The sequence below is a fragment of the Nocardia sp. NPDC003269 genome (assembly GCF_042888005.1).
Taxonomy (GTDB): Bacteria; Actinomycetota; Actinomycetes; order Mycobacteriales; family Mycobacteriaceae; genus Nocardia.
This window is the reverse complement of the sequence record NZ_JBIAPA010000002.1, coordinates 164,240-181,925: the sequence shown is the minus strand read 5'-3', so window position 1 is coordinate 181,925 and position 17,686 is coordinate 164,240. Positions and strand designations below refer to the sequence as shown.

Sequence of the window (17,686 nt, the reverse complement as noted above, 5' to 3'; positions counted from 1 at the left end):
CGTTGTCAGCTGGCGAGGAGTTCCGGTTCCTCGACGATGGAGTAGTGCTCGGCGTTGCCTTCGAGGACGGTGCTCGGCTTGCCGTCGACGCCGACCGGGATGTCGCCGGCGAGGGTGATGCGGGTCAGGCGGCGGGGCTGGTTGTCGTAGTCGTCGACGGCGTAGTGCTGGGTGGCGCGGTTGTCCCAGATGGCGACGTCGCCGTCGGACCAGGTCCAGCGGGTGGTGTTCTCCAGGCGGGTGACGCGGTCCTGGAACAGGCGGAACAGCGCCTGCGACTCGCTGGTGGACAGGCCGACGAAGTTCTTCACGAAGTGGCCGAGCAGCAGGGCGCGCTCGCCGGTCTCCGGGTGCACGCGCACCACCGGGTGCTCGGTCTCGTAGTAGGTGGACTGGAACTCCGCGCGGTACTCCGCGGTCTTCGGGCGCAGCGGCTCGACATTGCGGGCGGCGTAGTCGTAGACGTTGGTGTGTACGGCGCGCAGGTTCTCGGCGAGCGCCTTCAGCGGTTCGGGCAGCGAGTCGTAGGCCGCGACGGTGGAGGCCCAGGTGGTCGAGCCGCCGTAGCTCGGTAGGTACTCCGCGCGCAGGATGGACGCCTTCGGGATGCGGTCGACGAAGGTGACATCGGTGTGCCAGGAGTTGGCGCGGCCGGTCTCGGAATCGATGGCCAGGCTCTTGACGCCGTGCGAGGTCACCGTCGGGTGCGGCGTCGTCGGGCTGCCGAGCAGCTGCGCGAACTCGTGCTGGCCGTCCTCGGTGAGATGCTGCTGACCGCGGAAGAAGATGACCTTGTGCTCGTTGAGCGCGCGCCGGATCGTCGCGACGGTCGCCGCGTCCAGGTCACCCCCCAGACGGACGCCGTCCACCTGGGCGCCGATGTGGGCGCCGAGCTTGGTCACCGTCAGGGTGGTGGGGGTGGCGTGGTCGACCGTCATGGGAGATCACCTCTGTCGTCGTGGAACGGTTGGTATGCCTCCAGCACACCGCGAATTCCGTTCGGCAGACAGGTTTTCCCTCCGGGTGATCGGAACCGTCAGCCCAGGTTCTCCCGCAGGTAGGCGAGGTCATCGGCGACTCCCTCAGCCGGGGTCTCCAGGATGACCGGGGCGCCCGCCGTGCGGCAGACCTCGGCCAGCAGCTGCGGGTCGATGGTGCCGTCGGCGAAATTGGCGTGCCGGTCGGCGCCGGAGTCGAACTCGTCACGCGAGGAGTTCAGGTGGACCAGGTCGATGCGGCCGGTGATGGCCTTGATCCGCTCGACGACGCCGACCAGTTCCTCACCGCCCGCCCAGGCGTGGCAGGTGTCGAGGCAGAAGCCGGCGCCGTAGTCGCCGACCGCGTCCCAGAGCCGGGCGATCGAGTCGAAGTGCCTGGCCATCGCGTGATTGCCGCCAGCGGTGTTCTCGATCAGGATCGGCACCGCGAAGCCGCCCTTGTCCTGCTGGCGTTCGAACAGCTTGCGCCAGTTGTCGATTCCGGTATCGAGCTCGGCGTCGGAGCGCACGTGTCCGCCGTGCACGACCAGGCCGAACGCGCCGAGCTCGGCGGCGGCCTTCGCCTGCTGGGCCACCGCGTTGCGCGAGGGCATCCGCAGCCGGTTGTTCAGGCTGGCCACGTTGATCTGATAGGACGAGTGCACGACCACATCGATCGGGCTGGCCAGGATCTCGGCGGCCTTCGGGTGCGGCTGCGGTTTGTCCCAGCTCTGCGGATCGACCACGAACAGCTGGATGACCTCGGCGCCGAGCTTCTCGCCGAAGCCGATCGGATCGCTCTCGTCGCGAACGTGTGCTCCAATGCGCATGACGTCACCCTAAACCGCGGCACCGACAGCATCGGCGGATGTTGCGAAGCGGGGGCGTCGGGAGATACATCGGTAGAATTTCGACGGGTGCTCTGCCCTGGAGGGGGTGACTTCGCGGTGTTGCGCAAAGGCGACGTGTTCGCCGGGTACACGATCCGGCGCGTGCTCGGCTACGGCGGGATGGGCGTGGTCTACCTGGCCCGGCACCCCCGCCTGCCCCGGCTCACCGCGCTCAAGCTGCTCAGCCGCGACCTGTCCGCCGACGACGAGATCCGCCACCGTTTCGAACGCGAGGCCGACCTGGTCGCCCAGCTCGAGCACCCGAACATCGTCAACGTCTACGACCGCGGCAACGACGACGACCAGCTGTGGATCTCCATGCAGTTCGTGGCGGGCACCGACGTGGCGACCGCCGACGTCAACGTGCTGACGCCAGGCCGCGCGGTGCAGATCGCCGCCGAGACCGCGACCGCGCTGGATTTCGCGCACGCGAGCGGGGTACTGCACCGGGACGTGAAACCGGCCAACATCCTGCTCGCCAAGCCGCCGATCGGACGCCCGGAACGGGTGGTACTCACCGATTTCGGCATCGCGGCCGTGCGCGACAGCGAGACGACGCTGTCCTCGGCGGGCAGTATCACCGCCACCCTGGCCTACGCGGCGCCCGAGCATCTCGCCGGCGCGCCGCTGGATCACCGCGCCGACCAGTACTCGCTGGCCTGCACCCTGTTCTGGATGCTGACCGGTTCGGTGCCGTTCCCCGGCCCGAATCCGGCCGCGGTGATCCAGGCGCACATGAGCAAGCCGGTGCCGCCGCTGCGCAGCCTGCGCCCCGATCTGCCGTCGACCCTGGACACCGTGCTGGCCAGGGCCACCGCCAAGCAGCCGGGGGCGCGCTACGACAGCTGCGCGGAGTTCGCCGGGGCGGCCAGGGCCGCGCTGTTCGCGGTGCCCGGCCCGTGGCAGCACCAGCGGCACCAGCAGACGGCGACCGGGGTGGTGCTGCGCGCCCGCGAACCGTATCCGCAGCAGCCGTATTCGCGCCCGGCCACGCCGCCGCAGCCCTATCGTCAGGCGCCGCCGACCACGCCGGCCCAGCCGCACACACAGGTCCCGCGACCGGCGACACCCGCGCAGCCGCATCCGCACGCACCGCGCCCGACGACCGGCAACACCGCCATCCCGCCGCGGCGCGGCACCCAGCGGCCGGGCACCATCGATTTCCCCGGTGGCCGTAACCATCCCGGCTACATCGTGCCGCCACAACCACGGCGACCACCGTGATCGGGGCGTCCTGGTCGGTCGCTTCGTCGGCCACCGTCCGCGCGGTCACCGACTGCTAAGGTTTCGTTGAATTTTCCCGTGGCGGGCCACCCGGCCGCGGCTTTCTTGCTGTACGCGCGTGCGCTGGTGGGTCCCGGCGCACGGCGGGAAGTGGAGCAGACATGCTGGCCAACGGAGATGTCTTCGCCGGCTACGTCATCGAACGGCAGCTCGGCCGGGGTGGCATGGGTTCGGTCTATCTGGCCAAGCACCCGCGCCTGCCGCGGATGACGGCACTGAAGTTGCTCAATCGCGAGATGTTCTTCGATCAGGAGGTGCGGGCGCGGTTCGAACGGGAGGCGGACCTGGTCTCGCGCCTGGATCACCCGAACATCGTCACCGTCTACGACCGCGGTCTCGACGACGAGCAGTTGTGGATCTCGATGCAGTTCATCGACGGCATCGACGCCGCCTCGGTGGACCCACAGACGCTGCCGCCCGCCCGCGCGCTGCAGATCGTCAAGGAGACCGCCGACGCCTTGGACTACGCGCACGGCATGGGTGTGCTGCACCGCGACGTGAAACCGGCCAACATCCTGCTCGCCCGCTCGGGCGCCGGCCGCGGCGAACGGGTCTACCTCACCGACTTCGGCATCGCCCGGCTGCGCGACGACACCGGTCATCTCACCCAGACCGGCACCTTCACCGCGACCCTGGCCTACGCCTCGCCCGAGCAGCTGACCGGCGCCGCGCTGGACCATCGCTCCGACCAGTACTCGCTGGCCTGCACGCTGTTCTGGCTGTTCACCGGGTCGGGCCCGTTCACCGCAACCAATCCGGCCGCGGTCATCCAGGGCCATCTGCAGCAACCGCCGCCGCCGCTGAGCAACGTGCGGCCCGGCCTGTCCTACGCCCTCGACAGCGTGCTGGCCAAGGCCATGGCCAAGCGGCCCGACGACCGTTTCGACTCCTGTTCGGACTTCGCGAACGCCGCGATCACCGCACTCAACAACCCGAGCGCGCCCGCGTTGCCGATCGTCGGCCCGCGCCCGACCACGGGCGGCGCGATCCCGGTGACCGGTGGTCCGCGCCCGACCACCGGCGGCGCGATCCCGCAGACCGGATCGCCGTATCCGCTTGCCGGGCAGGGCCCGATGACCGGCGGCCCGATGGGCACCGCAGCGCCGGGCCCGATGACCGGCGGCCCGATGACGGCCGGTCCGATGACCGCGGGTCCGATGACGGCCGGTCCGATGGCCAACCAGTCGCCCGCGCCGCTGACCGGTGGTGCCGCGACACAGCACCCGTACACCCAGCAGTCCCGGCCGCAGTACCCAACGCCGCCCGGACCGCCGCGTCCGCCGACGAACAACTTCGCCCAGTACCCGCAGGGTCCGCGACCGCCGTCGAAGTCGAACACCGGCCTGATCGTCGGCATCGTCGTCGCCGTGGTCGTTGTACTCGCGCTGCTGGTCGGCATCGGTATCGCGGTCAGCGGCGACGATTCGGGCGGCGGCTCCACCACGACGACCAGCGCGTCGGCGGGCAAGCACGTCACCCCGAACGCCGACGCGATCAGCGCCGAGTTCGGCCGAATGGTGCCCGCGAACGTCGACGGCGACACCGGCTACAACGGGGCCTCCTGCTGGGAGACCGATTCCAACTACACGCCATCGCCCAACGACGGTGACCCCGATTTCGGCTCCTGGGCCTGGCAGTGGCGCTGCTACGACGGCGGCGGCAGCGGCGGCAACGACCCGTTCTACCGGATCTATGTCTACAACTCGGCCGCCGACGTGCAGGCGGTGATCAGCGGCCTGCCGACCAACACCAAGTCGGTGGATACCAACGGCGGCAAGCAGTACACCAACTACAAGTACACCGACAACGGGAACAAGATCATCACCCAGTTCACCGGTGACCCCGATCGCGCGCAGTTCCTGATGTTCACCGACGGCTACGGCAAGGCCGACGAGGTGCTGCGCTGGTGGCGTTCGGCCCCGCTCAACTGATGTCGATGCTCGACCGGGACGACGTCTTCGCCGGATACACCATCGAGCGGTTGCTCGGCCGCGGCGGCATGGGCTCGGTGTATCTGGCGCGGCATCCGCGCCTGCCCCGGCGCACCGCGATGAAGCTGCTGAACCGGGAACTGTTCGACGACACCGAGATCCGGGCCAGGTTCGAACGCGAGGCCGACCTGGTCGCGCAGCTGGAACATCCGAACATCGTCACCGTCTACGACCGTGGCGTCGAGAACAACCAGCTGTGGATCTCGATGCGCTACATCGACGGTGCCGACGCGGCCTCGCTGCCCGCCCCGGTCGATCCGGCGCGGGCGGTGCGCATCGTCGCCGAGACCGCGGCGGCGCTGGACTTCGCGCACAGCCGCAGCGTGCTACACCGCGACGTGAAACCGGCGAACATCCTGATCGAACCGGTCGACGACACCGAACGCGTCTACCTCACCGACTTCGGCATCGCGCGCCTGCACGACGACAACGCCGCCAAGCTCACCCAGACCGGCACCTTCACCGCCACCCTGGCTTTCGCCTCGCCCGAACAGCTCTCCGGCATCGCTCTGGACGGCCGCGCCGACCAGTACTCGCTGGCCTGCACCCTGTACCGGCTGCTCACCGGGACAACGCCGTTCGACGCGAGCAACCCGGTCACGGTGATCCAGGGCCACCTGCAACAGCCGCCGCCCCGCGCCAGCGCGCTGCGTGCCGAGCTGCCCGCGGCACTGGACGCGGTGATCGCCCGCGGCATGGCCAAGCGGCCGGACGAGCGTTTCGCCACCTGCGCGGAGTTCGCCGCGGCCGCCGGGCAGGCGCTGGCCGATCCCCTTTCGGGACAGCGGTTCCCGGCCTCGGCCCAGACCAGGACGTATCCGCCGAACTCGCCGTTCACCCCGGCGCCGGGGTTGCCGATCGCCGCGAGTGGGACGGGCGGATCGAACTCGGCTGTCGGCGTGGGCAATCCGTCGTGGCCGGGCGGCGGGCAGCCGTCCTCGCCTGGCATCCCGCAGCCGACCTGGCCTGAGGCACAACAGTCCTCCTCTCCGGGGATTCCGCAGGCGGGATGGCCCGGCGCGCAGCAGCCGTCCTCGCCCGGCATCCAGCAGCCGTCCTGGCCCGGCGCGGAGCAGTCGTCCTCGCCGGGTATCCCTCAGACCGCATGGACCGACGCGCAGCAGCCGTCCGCCCCGGGCATCCCGAACCCGGGAGGGCCCGGAGCGCCTCGGCGGCGGCGGTGAGTGCGGCGATCCGGGCGGCGGGAGTGGCGCCGGGGAGTTCGGGCGACGGGACGCGGATCAGGGCGTCGCCGAAGTGCCGCAGCAACTCCGGCGCCACCTCGGCGGCACGCACGACGGGGATCGCGGCGTCCGGCGCGCCGGGGAGGTTGCCGATGGCCGCGTCGAGGGCGCGAAGCAGCGCGAACTCACAGTCCGCCGCGCGCACGAGATCGCCGACGGCACCGATCACCCGATCACCGGACACGAACAACCGCGGCCCTCCTGTGTTCACGCACACCCGACGGCAAACACCTTAACCAGCGCCGCGGGCGACCAGGGCGCTACCCGCGGACATGTCGAGCAGTTGCGACGGGTGTGACCTCGCCGGTCCGGCGAGCGCCCCCGGCGTCAGAACCGCGGCTTGCGCCGTTCGGTCCGCGGCCGCGCGTCGCGATCGCGGCGCGGACCCCGCGAGGCCAGCCGCTGCGCGGGCGGGCCCTGATCGGGCTGCAGCTGGATCAGCACGCCGCTGATCCTGGTGCGGCGCAAGGCTTCCAGCGTCTCGTGCGGCAGGTTGGCAGGCAGCTCGACGAGGCTGTAATCGGGCCGGATGCTGATGTGCCCGAAGTCGCTGCGACGCAGCCCGCCCTCGTTGGCGATGGCGCCGACGATCGCGCCCGGCACCACGCGGTGCCGCTTGCCGACGCTGATCCGGTAGGTCGCCAGCTCCTGGCCGGTCTCGCGGGAGAACGACGGGCCACGGTTGACCCGGTCCTCGTCGTCGAAGCGGCGCGGGGCGCGCTCCCGATCACGGTCCCGGTCGCGCTGCGGGCGCGGGGCGGGCTCCGGCTCGGGCTCCATGAAGAAGTTGTCGCCGTCGAATCCGCCGACGGCCAGCGCCGCCGCGATGTCGACCAGCGGCGTGTTGTGCTCGGCCTCGTAGTCCTCGATCAGCTTGCGGAACAGCGCCACATTGTCCGAGGACAGGTTCTCGGTGATCATGTCGCCGAACTTGGACACGCGGGTCGCGTTGACGTCGTCGACGCTGGGCAGCTGCATCTCGATCAGCGGGTGCCGGGTGGCGCGCTCGATCGACTTGAGCAGATGCCGCTCGCGCGGCGCGACGAACAGCAGCGCCTGACCCGAACGGCCCGCGCGGCCGGTGCGGCCGATGCGGTGCACGTAGGACTCGGTGTCGTGCGGGATGTCGTAGTTCACCACGTGCGAGATGCGCTCCACGTCGAGACCGCGGGCGGCCACGTCGGTGGCGACCAGGATGTCGAGCGCGCCCGACTTCAGCTGGCCGATGGTGCGCTCACGCTGGTTCTGCGCGATGTCGCCGTTGATCGCCGCGGCGGAGAAACCACGCGAGCGCAGCTTCTCGGCGAGCTCCTCGGTGGCCTGCTTGGTGCGGACGAAGATGATCATCGCCTCGAAGTCCTCGACCTCGAGCACGCGGGTGAGGGCGTCGAGCTTGCGCTGGTGCGAGACCTGCACGTAGCGCTGGGTGATGTTGGTGTTGGTCTGGGTCTTGGACTTGACCGTGATCTCGACCGGGTCGTTCAGGTACTGCTTGGAGATCTTGCGGATCGCGCCCGGCATGGTCGCCGAGAACAGCGCGACCTGCTTGTCGTTGGGCGTATCGCGCAGGATGCGCTCCACGTCTTCCTGGAAGCCCATCTTGAGCATCTCGTCGGCCTCGTCGAGCACCAGGTAGCGCAGCTGCGACAGGTCGAGCGTGCCCTTCTCCAGGTGATCGATCACGCGGCCGGGCGTGCCGACGACCACGTGCGCGCCGCGGCGCAGACCCGACAGCTGCACGCCGTAGCTCTGGCCGCCGTAGATGGGCAGCACGTGCAGGCCGGGGATGTGCGCGGAGTACTTGCCGAAGGCCTCGGCGACCTGGATGGCGAGCTCGCGCGTCGGCGCGAGCACCAGCGCGCTCGGCTTCTTCTGCGCGGTGTCCAGACCCATCAGGATCGGGATCGCGAAGGCCGCGGTCTTGCCGGTACCGGTCTGCGCGAGGCCGACCACGTCCGCGCCCTGGAGCAGCGGAGGGATGGTCGCCGCCTGGATCGGGGACGGCGACTCGTAGCCCACATCGGCGATGGCCGCGAGGACGCGGTCATCGATCCCGAGATCGGCGAAGGTCGGGCCGTCTTCGTGCCTGTCGTCGTCGGCAGGAACGCTGTCGACCTCATTGGTACTCATTGACCAGGAGTTTACTGCCTGACGGTAGCTGTCCCGGCCACCGGGTGAATACGGTGAGACCTATGCAACTGCAGAACGGGTCAGCGCATCAGGAACCGGCACCGGACGCGGTGCCGATCGCGGTCGTCCAATTCGCTCCCCGGACCGACCCGGCCGCCAACCTCGCGGCCCTGCGCGAGCACCTGCGCACGGCCGCCGCGGCGGGCGCGAAGGTGGTCCTCGCCCCCGAATACTCGATGTTTGCGGTGACCCGGCTGGACGAGCGGGTGGTGGCGATCGCCGAGCCGCTCGACGGCCCGTTCACCACCGGACTGAGCGCGCTCGCAGCCGAATTCGGGGTGTACCTGGTCGCCGGTGTGGTCGAGCGGACGGCGCCGGAAGCGACCCGGATCAGCAATACCCTCGTCGCCCACGGGCCCGACGGCGCGCGTGTTGCGGTGTACCGGAAGGTGCATCTCTACGACGCGTTCGGGCACCTGGAATCCGACGTGGTCGAGGCCGGTCCGCTCGTCGCGCCGGCCACCTTCACCGTCGACGGTGTGATGTTCGGCATGCAGACCTGTTTCGATCTGCGTTTCCCGGAGGGATGTCGGCGTGTCGCGGCGGCGGGCGCCCAGGTGTTGCTGCTGCCCGCGCAGTGGATCCCCGGCCCGGCGAAGGTCGACCAGTGGACCACGCTGCTGCGCGCCCGCGCGATCGAGAACACCATCTACGTGGCGGCCGCCGACCAGTGCCTGCCGCGCGGGGCCGGCGCGTCGATGATCGTCGACCCGGCGGGCGTGGTGCTGGCCGAACTCGGCGACGAACCCGGCGTGCTCACCGCCGCGATCGACCCGGCGCATCTGGCCCGGGTGCGCACGGCCAATCCGAGCCTGTCGCTGCGCCGGTTCGCCATCACCGAGCGCGTATCGCCGGAGCCCGCCGCGGAGTAGCGTTAACAGACGTGGTCTACCCCGATCGGGCAGCGGCGGGCCGCGTCCTCGGCAAGGCCCTGGAGCACCTGCGGGCCCCGCGTCCACTGGTGCTCGGGCTGCCGCGCGGTGGTGTTCCGGTGGCAGCCGGGGTCTGCGCGATCGTCGACGGTGAACTCGACATCCTGCTGGTCCGCAAGCTGGGCCTGCCCTGGCAGCCGGAACTGGCGATGGGCGCGCTCGGCGAGGGTGGCGTGCTGGTGGTCAACCGCGATGTCATCGAACGCAGCGGGGTGACGCAGGAGGCCTTCGACGAGGTCGAGCGGGCCGAGCGGATCGAACTGGCGCGCAGGCAGCGCGAGCTGCGCACCGGCGACCCGGTCCCCCTGGCCGGGCGGGTGGTGATGATCGTCGACGACGGCATGGCGACCGGGGCGACCGTGGTGGCCGCGTGCCGGGTGGCCAGGGCCCGGCATCCGGACCGGGTCATCGTCGCGATGCCGGTGTCCTCGCCCGAGGCCGCGCGGCGGGTACGCCGCGAGTGCGACGAGCTGGTCTGCCTGTGGACGCCCGCCGACCTGGGCGGGGTCGGGATGGCCTATCGCGACTTCCACCAGCTCGCCGACGACGAGGTCCGCGCGCTGCTCACCGATCAGCCGAAGCACTGACCTTCGCCGCGGTAGGTCGGCACGGTGGTGCGCGCGCCCGCCTCGTCGACCAGGTGGATCCGGTCGAAGCGCTCACACAGCTCGCCCGCCTTGGCGTGCCGGAACCAGACGCGATCGCCGATCTCGAGCTCGGCGCCACCGGCCAGCGGGGTCTGCACCTCGCCCGCGCCCTCGGCACCGAGCAGCTTCAGGCCCGCGGGCCACACCGGCAGCGGCACCCGGCTCGGGCCGGCGGGACCGGAGGCGATGTAGCCGCCCGCGAAGACGGTGGCGATGCTCGGGGTGGGCTTGCGCAGCACCGGGGTCGCGAAGAACAGCGCGGGGCGCGGGGTGAACGAGCGGTAGTGGTCGAACAGCGTCGGCACGTACAGCCCGGACCCCGCGGTCACCTCGGTGACCTCAGGGTCGGTGATCGAGACCTCGATCGAGCCGGTGCCACCGCTGTTCACGATCTCCAGCGGACCGGTGACCATGCGCACCGCGTCGAGCACCCGGGAGCGCCTGCGGCCGATCTCGGCGGCGGACAACCGCTTGACCACCCACACCGCGGGGTTGGTGTCGGGCAGGCCGGCGATCTGGGCCTCGTAGGTCATCACGCCGACCACGTCGAAGCCACGCCTGCGCGCCTCGGCGGCCAGCTCGGCGGCCTGCTCGGGGCTGCGCACCGGGGAGCGCCGGGTGCCCAGGTGCAGCGGGCCGATCCGCAGGGCGGCGTCGACGTCGAGGCAGATCCGGGGATGGACCAGATCGGTGCCGAGGGCGGCGCGGGTGAGTTCGAGCTGGGCGACGTCGTCGATCATCAGGGTGATCGCGGCCAGCAGTTCGGGGGACGCGGCGAGTTCGGCCAGCGCGGCCCGGTCGGCCACCGGGTAGCCGAGCAGGACGTCACGGGCGCCGAGGCGAACCAGCCAGATGGCCTCCCGCAGCGAATAGGCCATGATGCCGGCGAAGCCGCCCTGCGCGGTGAGGCCGTCGCCGAGCACGCGTTCGAGCACGGCGCGGCAGCGCACGGATTTGCTGGCGACCCGGACCGCGACGCCGTTCGCGCGGCGGACCAGATCGGCGGCGTTGGCGTCGAGCGCGGCGAGGTCGACCGCGGCCAGCGGCGGATCGAGCTCGGCGGTCGCCGCGTGCAGATGGTGCAGCGATGTCGTCTGGGTCACTCGACTACTGAACCACCTATTTGGTCAGTCGTCCAGTATCGGCGGGGTCAGACTTCGACGGCCTTGAGTGTCAGGCAGCCGACCAGGTCGTCGATGACCACCAGGGTGGTCTCGTCGTTGCCGTCGGCGAGCCAGCGCAGCACCGCGCCGTAGAGCACCGAGACGATGTAGGTGGCGACCGAGTCGAGCGGCTCCAGCCACTGCGTACCCGAGAGCCGGGCGCACAGCCCGAGGAAGGCGATGGCCTCGTCGTCCATCTGCCGGAACAGCGCGGTCGCGGTCGGATCACCGATGGCGGCACCGGTGTCCGACCACCGGTGCCGCAGGGTCTGCAACGCGGCGTCGTAGGCGGCGATCTGACGATCGGGCTCGGCCTTCACCAGCGGCCAGTAGGCACTCATGCCCGCGTGCAGCAACATGCGCAGCGCCCGCACGCCGGTGGCGTCCGAATTCGCGGCGGCGTGCTCCACGGCCTCGCAGACGGCGGGCCGGAGCAATGTCTCGGTTAGTTCACGACTGGCGCTCAACGACAACTCCTCGGCAACAAATTTCGCTGCCCGCGGCGATGCGAGCGAGTGGAGAGACCGACCGGGTACGGATCAACCTATCCAGCGAGCTCGATCTTAGAAGGTTTTCTGGATTCACGAACTGATTCAGCCGTCCTTTTCAGACTGAAAGATTGTTTTGTTATCCGAATGCGACCTTTTGTAAAACCGACCATACGGCTTGAATAGTTCACATTCACCGCAGACGCCACCCCCACGCCATCATCCGCGTACTGGTCGAGTGTACAAGTCATCGCAGGTAGGCCCCGGTGCGTGTGGGCGACGGCACAGTGGCACCCGGCGAAACGGACACAACACAGTGCGTGTCGGATCCGCGAACTCCATCGCGGGTCCGGCGGAACCGTCGATAACCTGGACGGGTGACTCTTTCGCCTCCTGCCGATCAGTTCGCCCTCAGCGGCACCTTCAATTTCCGCGATGTGGGCGGGCTGCGCACCACCGACGGTTCGACGATCCGGCCCGGCGTGCTGCTGCGCTCGGCCCAGTTGAGCGGTCTCGACGCGAAAGGGCACGACACCCTGCGCGGACTGCGCGTCACCGATGTGCACGATCTGCGCGGCCTGGCCGAGATCGACCACATCGGCCACGACATCCTGCCCGCGGGCGTCCGGCTGCACGTCACCCCGTTCGACTCGCGGATGGGCGAGGCACCGCCGCACGAGGCCGAGACCGTCTCGGCGCGCACCCACATGCTCGAGGTCTACCGGCAGTTCCCGGTGATGCCGGAGGCGCACGCCGCGATCACCCGGCTGGCCACCTCCGTCGCCGAGGGCGACGGCGCGGCGCTGGTGCACTGCGCGGCGGGCAAGGACCGCACCGGCTGGGCGGTGGCCACGCTGCTGCGCGCGGTGGACGTCACCGAGGACGACGTCTACACCGACTACCTGGCCAGCAACGCCGCCGTCGAACCGCTGCGGCGGCTGCTCGAGCCGAAGATCGCCGACGGCGCGGCCCTGTCGGCCGACCTGCTCGGCGTGCACGAGGAATACCTGCGCACCGCCGACCGCACCGTGCGCGAGACCTACGGCGACACCGAGGGCTACCTGAGCGCGATCGGCCTCACCGGCGAGCTGCGCGCGGCGCTGCGCACCCGGCTGCGCTGAGCTACAGCCCGCTGACGCGGCGCTGCCGCACCGGCAGCACCGCGCGGACCAGACCGTTGTCCTCGATGCTCACCAGATTGCCGGTGTGGAACCAGCTTCCGCTGAACCGGGCGACCGAGGCGTCGGGATCGTTCCAGTAGCGCCTGCTGACATTCGGGCCGCGGCACAGCAATTCGCCGCGGCCCGCGCTCGCCTGCGGCCCGGACAGGGCCAATTCCGTCCCGCCGAAAGCGAATCCGAGGGTGGACGCGGATTCGGCGAGGTCGGTGTCGTCGACCATCAGGCCGATGCCGCTGGTCTCCGTCGCACCCCAGACCGACCACTGCCTGGCCGCCGGGAACAGGTCGCGCAGCGCCGCCGTCAGCGTGGCCGGGGCGGCCGCGGCGGCGCGTTCGGACCGGTGACAGGCCTTGCTGATCCGCCGCACCCCCGCGCCCGCCCTGCGCGCGGCGAGTTCGGGGAGCAGGCCGGCGAAGATGCGCGGGGTGCCAGAGACGGTGTCGATGCGCTCGGTGTCGAGCACGTCGGCGAGGCTGGGCGCACCGGGCGCGAGCACCACCGTGCCGCCGACCGCGAACGTCGGCAGCAGCTGGTCGACACACCCGCTGGCGTGCGCCAGCGGCAGCAGCACCAGGTTGCGCAGCCCCTCGGCGGGGAGGTCGAGCGCGCCGATCACCGAGGACACCGCCGAGAGCAGGTTCTCGTTGGTCAGCTCGACGCCGGTCGGCACCGGCCGCCGGGCGGCCGTGCCGGTGTAACAGAGCAGCGCCGGATCATCCAGTGCCGCACCGTCATCGATATAGGCGGCGCTGTCGGGCAGCGGGCCGTCGGGACCGAGCACGAAGTCGGCACTGCTGTCGGCGATCACCCGCTGCGCCACCGCGACCGGCAGCGAATCGGGGACCAGCACCGGGACCGCGCCGGAGAGCAGCGCACCGAGGAACGCCTGCACCCAGCGGGCACTCGTCGGCATGTGCACCGCGACGCGGTCGCCGTAGCCGATGCCCCGGTCCTGCAGCCCGCCGGCGATCCGGGAGGCGCTGTGCCACAGTTCGCGATAGGTCAGCCGCGGCCCGCCCACCTCGACGACCGCCTCCCGGCCGGTGAACGCGTGCACCCGCAGATCGAGCAGCTCGGTGAGGGCCGGGCTGAGGTCGCCGTAGCGCAGGATCCCGTCGGACCCCCTGGTCAGCCGCCCGGCCGCACCGTTGGCAGGGAACTCGATGATGGTCGCGCCCTCGTGCTCGCTCTGACCCATCCGGACCTCCACGTACGTCGATGCAGCACCGCACCTGTGACTATATGACGTGGATCACACAGCTGTCAGGCACTCGGCGCGCTCATTCGCCGCGATAGGTCGCCTTACCCGGGCCGATCTCCAGGAAACTGCGCACCGCGCCGCGCAGGTCGGCGGTCGCGAACAGCTCGCCCGAGATATCCGGCGTCACCGAATCCGCGTGCGCCACACCGCCGGAACGCCACGCCTCGATGATCTGCTTGGTCGCCGCGTGCGCGCGGGTCGGGCCGGCGGCCAGGCGCGCGACCAGCGCCGCGGCCGCGGCCTCGACATCGTCGTGCACCGCGTTGACCACGCCCCACTCGGCCATCGTGGCGGCGTCGTAGAGGTCACCGGTCATCACGAACTCGCGGGCGCGGCCCGAGCCCGCGCGTTCGGCCAGCCGCTGCGGGCCGCCCATCGACGGCGTCAGCCCGACGACCGTCTCGACCAGCCCGAACTTGGCCTTGGGCGCGGCCAGGATGAAGTCGCAGGCCAGCGCGATCTCGAAGGCCGCGGTGAGGGTGAGGCCGTGCGCGGCGAAGACCACCGGGCACGGCAGGGCCTCGATCGGGTGGATGATCTGGGCGAACAGGTCGTTCCAGAGGCGGGCGCCCTCCTCGACGGTGAGCCCGTCGAAGATGTTCACGTCGACGCCACCCGAGACGACCTTGCCCTCGGCCCGGATCAGCACCGCGCGCGGCGGCTGCTTGCCCACAGCGGCGATATCGGCGATCAGCGAGTCGATGAGCCGGCGGTCGAACAGGTTCAACGGCGGGTGGGCGATGGTGATCGTCGCGATCTCGGCACCGTCTGCGGTGAAGTCGCGGATCAAACGGGTCGGCTGCGTTGCGCTCATCCGGTCAGACTAGAACCAGCTCCCGCGCGAGGACCAGCACGGAGATCGCGCCCACATCATGGAACCGACGGGGTGTCGGCGCTCGTTGGCATGATGAGCTGTCGGGGACCGCGGTGCCCTACAGTTCGTTTCGTCAGGCGATGAGGAGGACAACGCCGTGTTCAACAAAGCGATCGAGAAGGCCGTGGTCGATGTGCTCGACACGGGGTCCAAGCTGCAGGCACCCGCGGTGCGCAAGTACGTCGCCTTTCTCCGCGAGCGTCATCCCGGTGAGAGCCCGGCCCAGCTCGTGGAGCGGCTGGAGAAGCAGTATCTGCTAGCCGTCACCGGCAGCGGCGCGGCGGTCGGCGCGACCGCGGCGGTGCCCGGCGTCGGCACGCTGGCCGCCCTCGGCGCGATCAGCGCGGAGACCGCGTTCTTCATGGAGGCCTCCGCCCTGTTCACCTTGGCCAGGGCCTATGTCCACGGCATCGAGCCGGAGGACAAGGAGGCCCGCCGGGCGCTGGTGCTCGCCGTCGTCCTCGGCGACGCGGGCATGGCGATCGTGCAGAAGGGGCTCGGCACGTCGTCCAAGAACTGGGCGGGCACGCTGGCGAACAAGGTGCCGGGGATCGCCTCGATCAACAACCGGCTGCTGCAGCAGTTCATCAAGCGCTTCATCACCAAGCGCGCCGCGCTGATGGCGGGCAAGATCCTGCCCGCGGGCATCGGCGCCGCCATCGGTGGCGCGGGTAACCGGGCGCTGGGCAAGGTGACGATCGACAACGCGCGCAAGGCTTTCGGGCCGGCGCCCGCGTTCTGGCCGTCCCCGCTGCACCCGGTCATCGAGGCCGATCCGCTGCCCGCGATCGACGCCCCCATAGCGAAGAACCAGTGAGCGCGCGCCGCGGCGACGCTGTGCGACTGCGCGGTGTCGGCAAGCAGTTCGAGCTGGTCAGCGCCGTGCACGAGGTCGGCTTCGCGGTGCCCGCCGGGTCGGTCACCGCGCTCGTCGGTCCCACCGGGGCGGGCAAGTCGACGGTGCTGCGGATGGTGCTCGGCTTGCAGCAGCCGACCACCGGCACCGTCGAGATCGACGTGCCGGGCACCGGTCCTGGCGCGGTCGGCGCGGTGCTGAGCCCGCGCGGCCTGCATCCGGCGCGCACGGTGCACGATCATCTGCGCTGCTACGCACCGGTCGCGGGGGCATCCCGGCGGCGGGTCGCGGCGGTGCTCGCCGAAACCGGGCTGGCCACGGTCGCCGATACCCCGATCGCGCGATTGCAGCCCGGTCAGCAGACCCGGCTGGCACTGGGTACCGCGCTGCTGGCCGATCCCCCGCTGCTGGTGCTCGACGACCCGTTCACCGGCGCCGACGGCATGGAACGCGGCTGGCTGCACGAACTGCTGCGCGGGCACACCGCCCGCGGCGGCACGGCGCTGGTCAGCACCGACAAACTGGCCGATGTGGTGGCGACGGCCGATCAGCTCGTCGTGCTGAGCGAGGGCGCTGTCGTCTGGCAGGGCACCCCGGCCAAGCTGCGCCGCGGCCATCCGGACCGGCTCGTCGTCGCCGCCTCGCCGTCGATCGCGCTGGCCACCGCGCTGGCGGCGCGGGGCTACACCGACGCGGTGATGCGGCCCGACGGCAGGCTGGCCGTCGCCGAGGCGAGCGAGGCCACCCTCCGCGAGGTCGCCGAGGCCGCGCAGGTGCGGATCGGCAGCATCGTCGCCGATCCGATCCATCCCGACCGGGTCCTCGCCTCGCTGACCAAACCCCGCGGCCACCGGCACACCGTGCCTGCGCCGCACGCGAATCCCGCCGCGTTCGCCCCGGCGCCGACCTCGTATGGGATGCCACGATGACCGCAGTGCTGCCCGCCGATCTCCTGCCCGGCATCGAGTCCGAGGCGCGCAAGGTCGTCGCCGTGCGCCCAGCGCGGCTGTTGCTCGCCGCACCCGTGGCGCTCGCGCTCGTCGGCACGCTGATCACCGCGCTGATGTCCGGGCCGGCCGATCCGAAGGGTCAGCCCGCCACCGGCGCCGCGACTATCGGGCTGTATCTCGGGCTGGCCGCGGTGTTCGTGGTGGCGGCCCTGCTCGGCATCGCCGCCACCGGCGGGGAGTACCGGCGCAAGACCATGGCGCTGACCGTGCTGTTCGCGCCCGACCGGACCCGCCTGGTCGTCGCCAAGTTCGCCGCCACCGCGGCGTTCGCCTTCGCCGTGGCGCTGGCCGCCGAAGTGGTGAGCCTGCTGGCCCTGCTGGTGGCCGGTCGCGGCAAGTTCGACTTCGGCTGGCAGCTGACGGAGGTGCTCGGCGCCGGTCTGCTGGTCGCCCTGTGCTGGGCGGTGATCGGCGCGGGCCTCGGCCTGCTGCTGCGGACGTTCAGCGGCGCGGTCTGGCTGGTGCTGGGGTGGGCTTTCATTCTGGAACCGCTGATCTGGGTGGTGGTCAAGGGCTTCGGTGCGGGCGGCTTCGCCACCCTGCTGCCGGTCTCCGCCACGGTCGCGGGCGTCAGCGCGGGCTCGTTCGCCGAGGCCGAGGTCTTCGCGCCGACACCCGCCGCCCTGGTGGTCCTGTTGCTGTGGACGGCCGCGATCGGCGCCGCGGGCTGGTGGGACCTGCGCACCCGCGACCTGTAG

The 17,686-nt window shown here is 70.9% G+C and carries 17 protein-coding genes; 10 read left to right on the top strand and 7 right to left on the bottom strand.

Features of this window, described 5'->3' with window-relative positions; all coding sequences use genetic code 11:
* Positions 1 to 5: 5 nt before the first annotated feature.
* A complete protein-coding gene (locus ACFYWJ_RS11545; RefSeq protein ID WP_355276230.1) occupies positions 6 to 938 on the bottom strand; it encodes a TauD/TfdA family dioxygenase in 933 nt (310 codons plus the stop codon).
* 98 nt (positions 939 to 1,036) lie between these two features.
* On the bottom strand, positions 1,037 to 1,807 hold the full coding sequence (locus tag ACFYWJ_RS11540; protein WP_355276231.1) for a deoxyribonuclease IV: 771 nt from the start codon (positions 1,805 to 1,807) through the stop codon (positions 1,037 to 1,039).
* Between the two features lie 117 nt (positions 1,808 to 1,924).
* Between ACFYWJ_RS11540 and ACFYWJ_RS11535 the strand changes: the two genes are divergently transcribed.
* The 4 genes from ACFYWJ_RS11535 (at position 1,925) to ACFYWJ_RS11520 (ending at position 6,684) form a co-directional block, all read left to right on the top strand.
* Positions 1,925 to 3,091, top strand: coding sequence for a protein kinase (locus tag ACFYWJ_RS11535; protein WP_355276233.1), 1,167 nt, complete (start codon positions 1,925 to 1,927; stop codon positions 3,089 to 3,091).
* Positions 3,092 to 3,252: 161 nt separating this feature from the next.
* Entirely contained in the window at positions 3,253 to 5,082 is a 1,830-nt protein-coding gene (locus ACFYWJ_RS11530) for a protein kinase (protein ID WP_355276234.1), read from the top strand.
* Positions 5,058 to 6,326, top strand: a complete 1,269-nt coding sequence (locus ACFYWJ_RS11525; RefSeq protein WP_387163434.1) for a protein kinase — start codon at positions 5,058 to 5,060, stop codon at positions 6,324 to 6,326. The genes ACFYWJ_RS11530 and ACFYWJ_RS11525 overlap by 25 nt, the downstream gene beginning before the upstream one ends.
* Before the next feature lie 73 nt (positions 6,327 to 6,399).
* Positions 6,400 to 6,684 (top strand): hypothetical protein, encoded by a 285-nt coding sequence (locus ACFYWJ_RS11520; RefSeq protein ID WP_355276236.1) that lies wholly within the window; start codon positions 6,400 to 6,402, stop codon positions 6,682 to 6,684.
* A 29-nt stretch (positions 6,685 to 6,713) separates the two neighbouring features.
* Here ACFYWJ_RS11520 and ACFYWJ_RS11515 read toward each other — a convergent pair whose 3' ends face one another.
* The gene (locus tag ACFYWJ_RS11515; protein WP_355276238.1) at positions 6,714 to 8,516 is read right to left on the bottom strand and encodes a DEAD/DEAH box helicase; all 1,803 of its coding nucleotides are present in this window, start codon (positions 8,514 to 8,516) and stop codon (positions 6,714 to 6,716) included.
* A 62-nt stretch (positions 8,517 to 8,578) separates the two neighbouring features.
* Between ACFYWJ_RS11515 and ACFYWJ_RS11510 the strand changes: the two genes are divergently transcribed.
* A complete protein-coding gene (locus ACFYWJ_RS11510; protein WP_355276240.1) occupies positions 8,579 to 9,448 on the top strand; it encodes a carbon-nitrogen hydrolase family protein in 870 nt (289 codons plus the stop codon).
* Between the two features lie 11 nt (positions 9,449 to 9,459).
* Positions 9,460 to 10,095, top strand: a complete 636-nt coding sequence (locus ACFYWJ_RS11505; protein WP_355276241.1) for a phosphoribosyltransferase family protein — start codon at positions 9,460 to 9,462, stop codon at positions 10,093 to 10,095.
* Here ACFYWJ_RS11505 and ACFYWJ_RS11500 read toward each other — a convergent pair.
* Together ACFYWJ_RS11500 and ACFYWJ_RS11495 are read right to left on the bottom strand one after the other, a co-directional pair.
* A complete protein-coding gene (locus ACFYWJ_RS11500; RefSeq protein ID WP_355276243.1) occupies positions 10,080 to 11,258 on the bottom strand; it encodes an alanine racemase in 1,179 nt (392 codons plus the stop codon). The genes ACFYWJ_RS11505 and ACFYWJ_RS11500 overlap by 16 nt on opposite strands.
* A 47-nt stretch (positions 11,259 to 11,305) precedes the next feature.
* Positions 11,306 to 11,785 carry a TetR family transcriptional regulator gene (locus ACFYWJ_RS11495; RefSeq protein WP_355276244.1) on the bottom strand — a complete coding sequence of 160 codons (480 nt, stop codon included), beginning with the start codon at positions 11,783 to 11,785 and terminating at the stop codon, positions 11,306 to 11,308.
* A gap of 398 nt (positions 11,786 to 12,183) precedes the next feature.
* On the opposite strand from ACFYWJ_RS11495, the gene ACFYWJ_RS11490 reads away from it, so the two are divergent.
* Positions 12,184 to 12,927: a tyrosine-protein phosphatase gene (locus ACFYWJ_RS11490; RefSeq protein WP_355276246.1), complete on the top strand. Its 744-nt coding sequence runs from the start codon at positions 12,184 to 12,186 to the stop codon at positions 12,925 to 12,927.
* Between the two features lies 1 nt (position 12,928).
* Here ACFYWJ_RS11490 and ACFYWJ_RS11485 read toward each other — a convergent pair whose 3' ends face one another.
* Positions 12,929 to 14,185, bottom strand: a complete 1,257-nt coding sequence (locus ACFYWJ_RS11485; protein ID WP_355276247.1) for an AMP-binding protein — start codon at positions 14,183 to 14,185, stop codon at positions 12,929 to 12,931.
* 82 nt (positions 14,186 to 14,267) lie between these two features.
* Positions 14,268 to 15,062 carry an enoyl-CoA hydratase/isomerase family protein gene (locus ACFYWJ_RS11480; RefSeq protein ID WP_355276249.1) on the bottom strand — a complete coding sequence of 265 codons (795 nt, stop codon included), beginning with the start codon at positions 15,060 to 15,062 and terminating at the stop codon, positions 14,268 to 14,270.
* Between the two features lie 157 nt (positions 15,063 to 15,219).
* Here ACFYWJ_RS11480 and ACFYWJ_RS11475 point away from each other — a divergent pair, with 157 nt between their 5' ends.
* Genes ACFYWJ_RS11475 through ACFYWJ_RS11465 form a run of 3 tightly spaced genes read left to right on the top strand, consistent with a single transcriptional unit; the run spans position 15,220 to position 17,686 of the window.
* Positions 15,220 to 15,939 (top strand): hypothetical protein, encoded by a 720-nt coding sequence (locus ACFYWJ_RS11475; protein ID WP_355276251.1) that lies wholly within the window; start codon positions 15,220 to 15,222, stop codon positions 15,937 to 15,939.
* Positions 15,936 to 16,907 (top strand): ATP-binding cassette domain-containing protein, encoded by a 972-nt coding sequence (locus ACFYWJ_RS11470; protein ID WP_355276252.1) that lies wholly within the window; start codon positions 15,936 to 15,938, stop codon positions 16,905 to 16,907. The genes ACFYWJ_RS11475 and ACFYWJ_RS11470 overlap by 4 nt, the downstream gene beginning before the upstream one ends.
* Positions 16,904 to 17,686 carry an ABC transporter permease subunit gene (locus ACFYWJ_RS11465; RefSeq protein ID WP_355276254.1) on the top strand — a complete coding sequence of 261 codons (783 nt, stop codon included), beginning with the start codon at positions 16,904 to 16,906 and terminating at the stop codon, positions 17,684 to 17,686. Before ACFYWJ_RS11470 ends, ACFYWJ_RS11465 begins: the two co-directional genes overlap by 4 nt.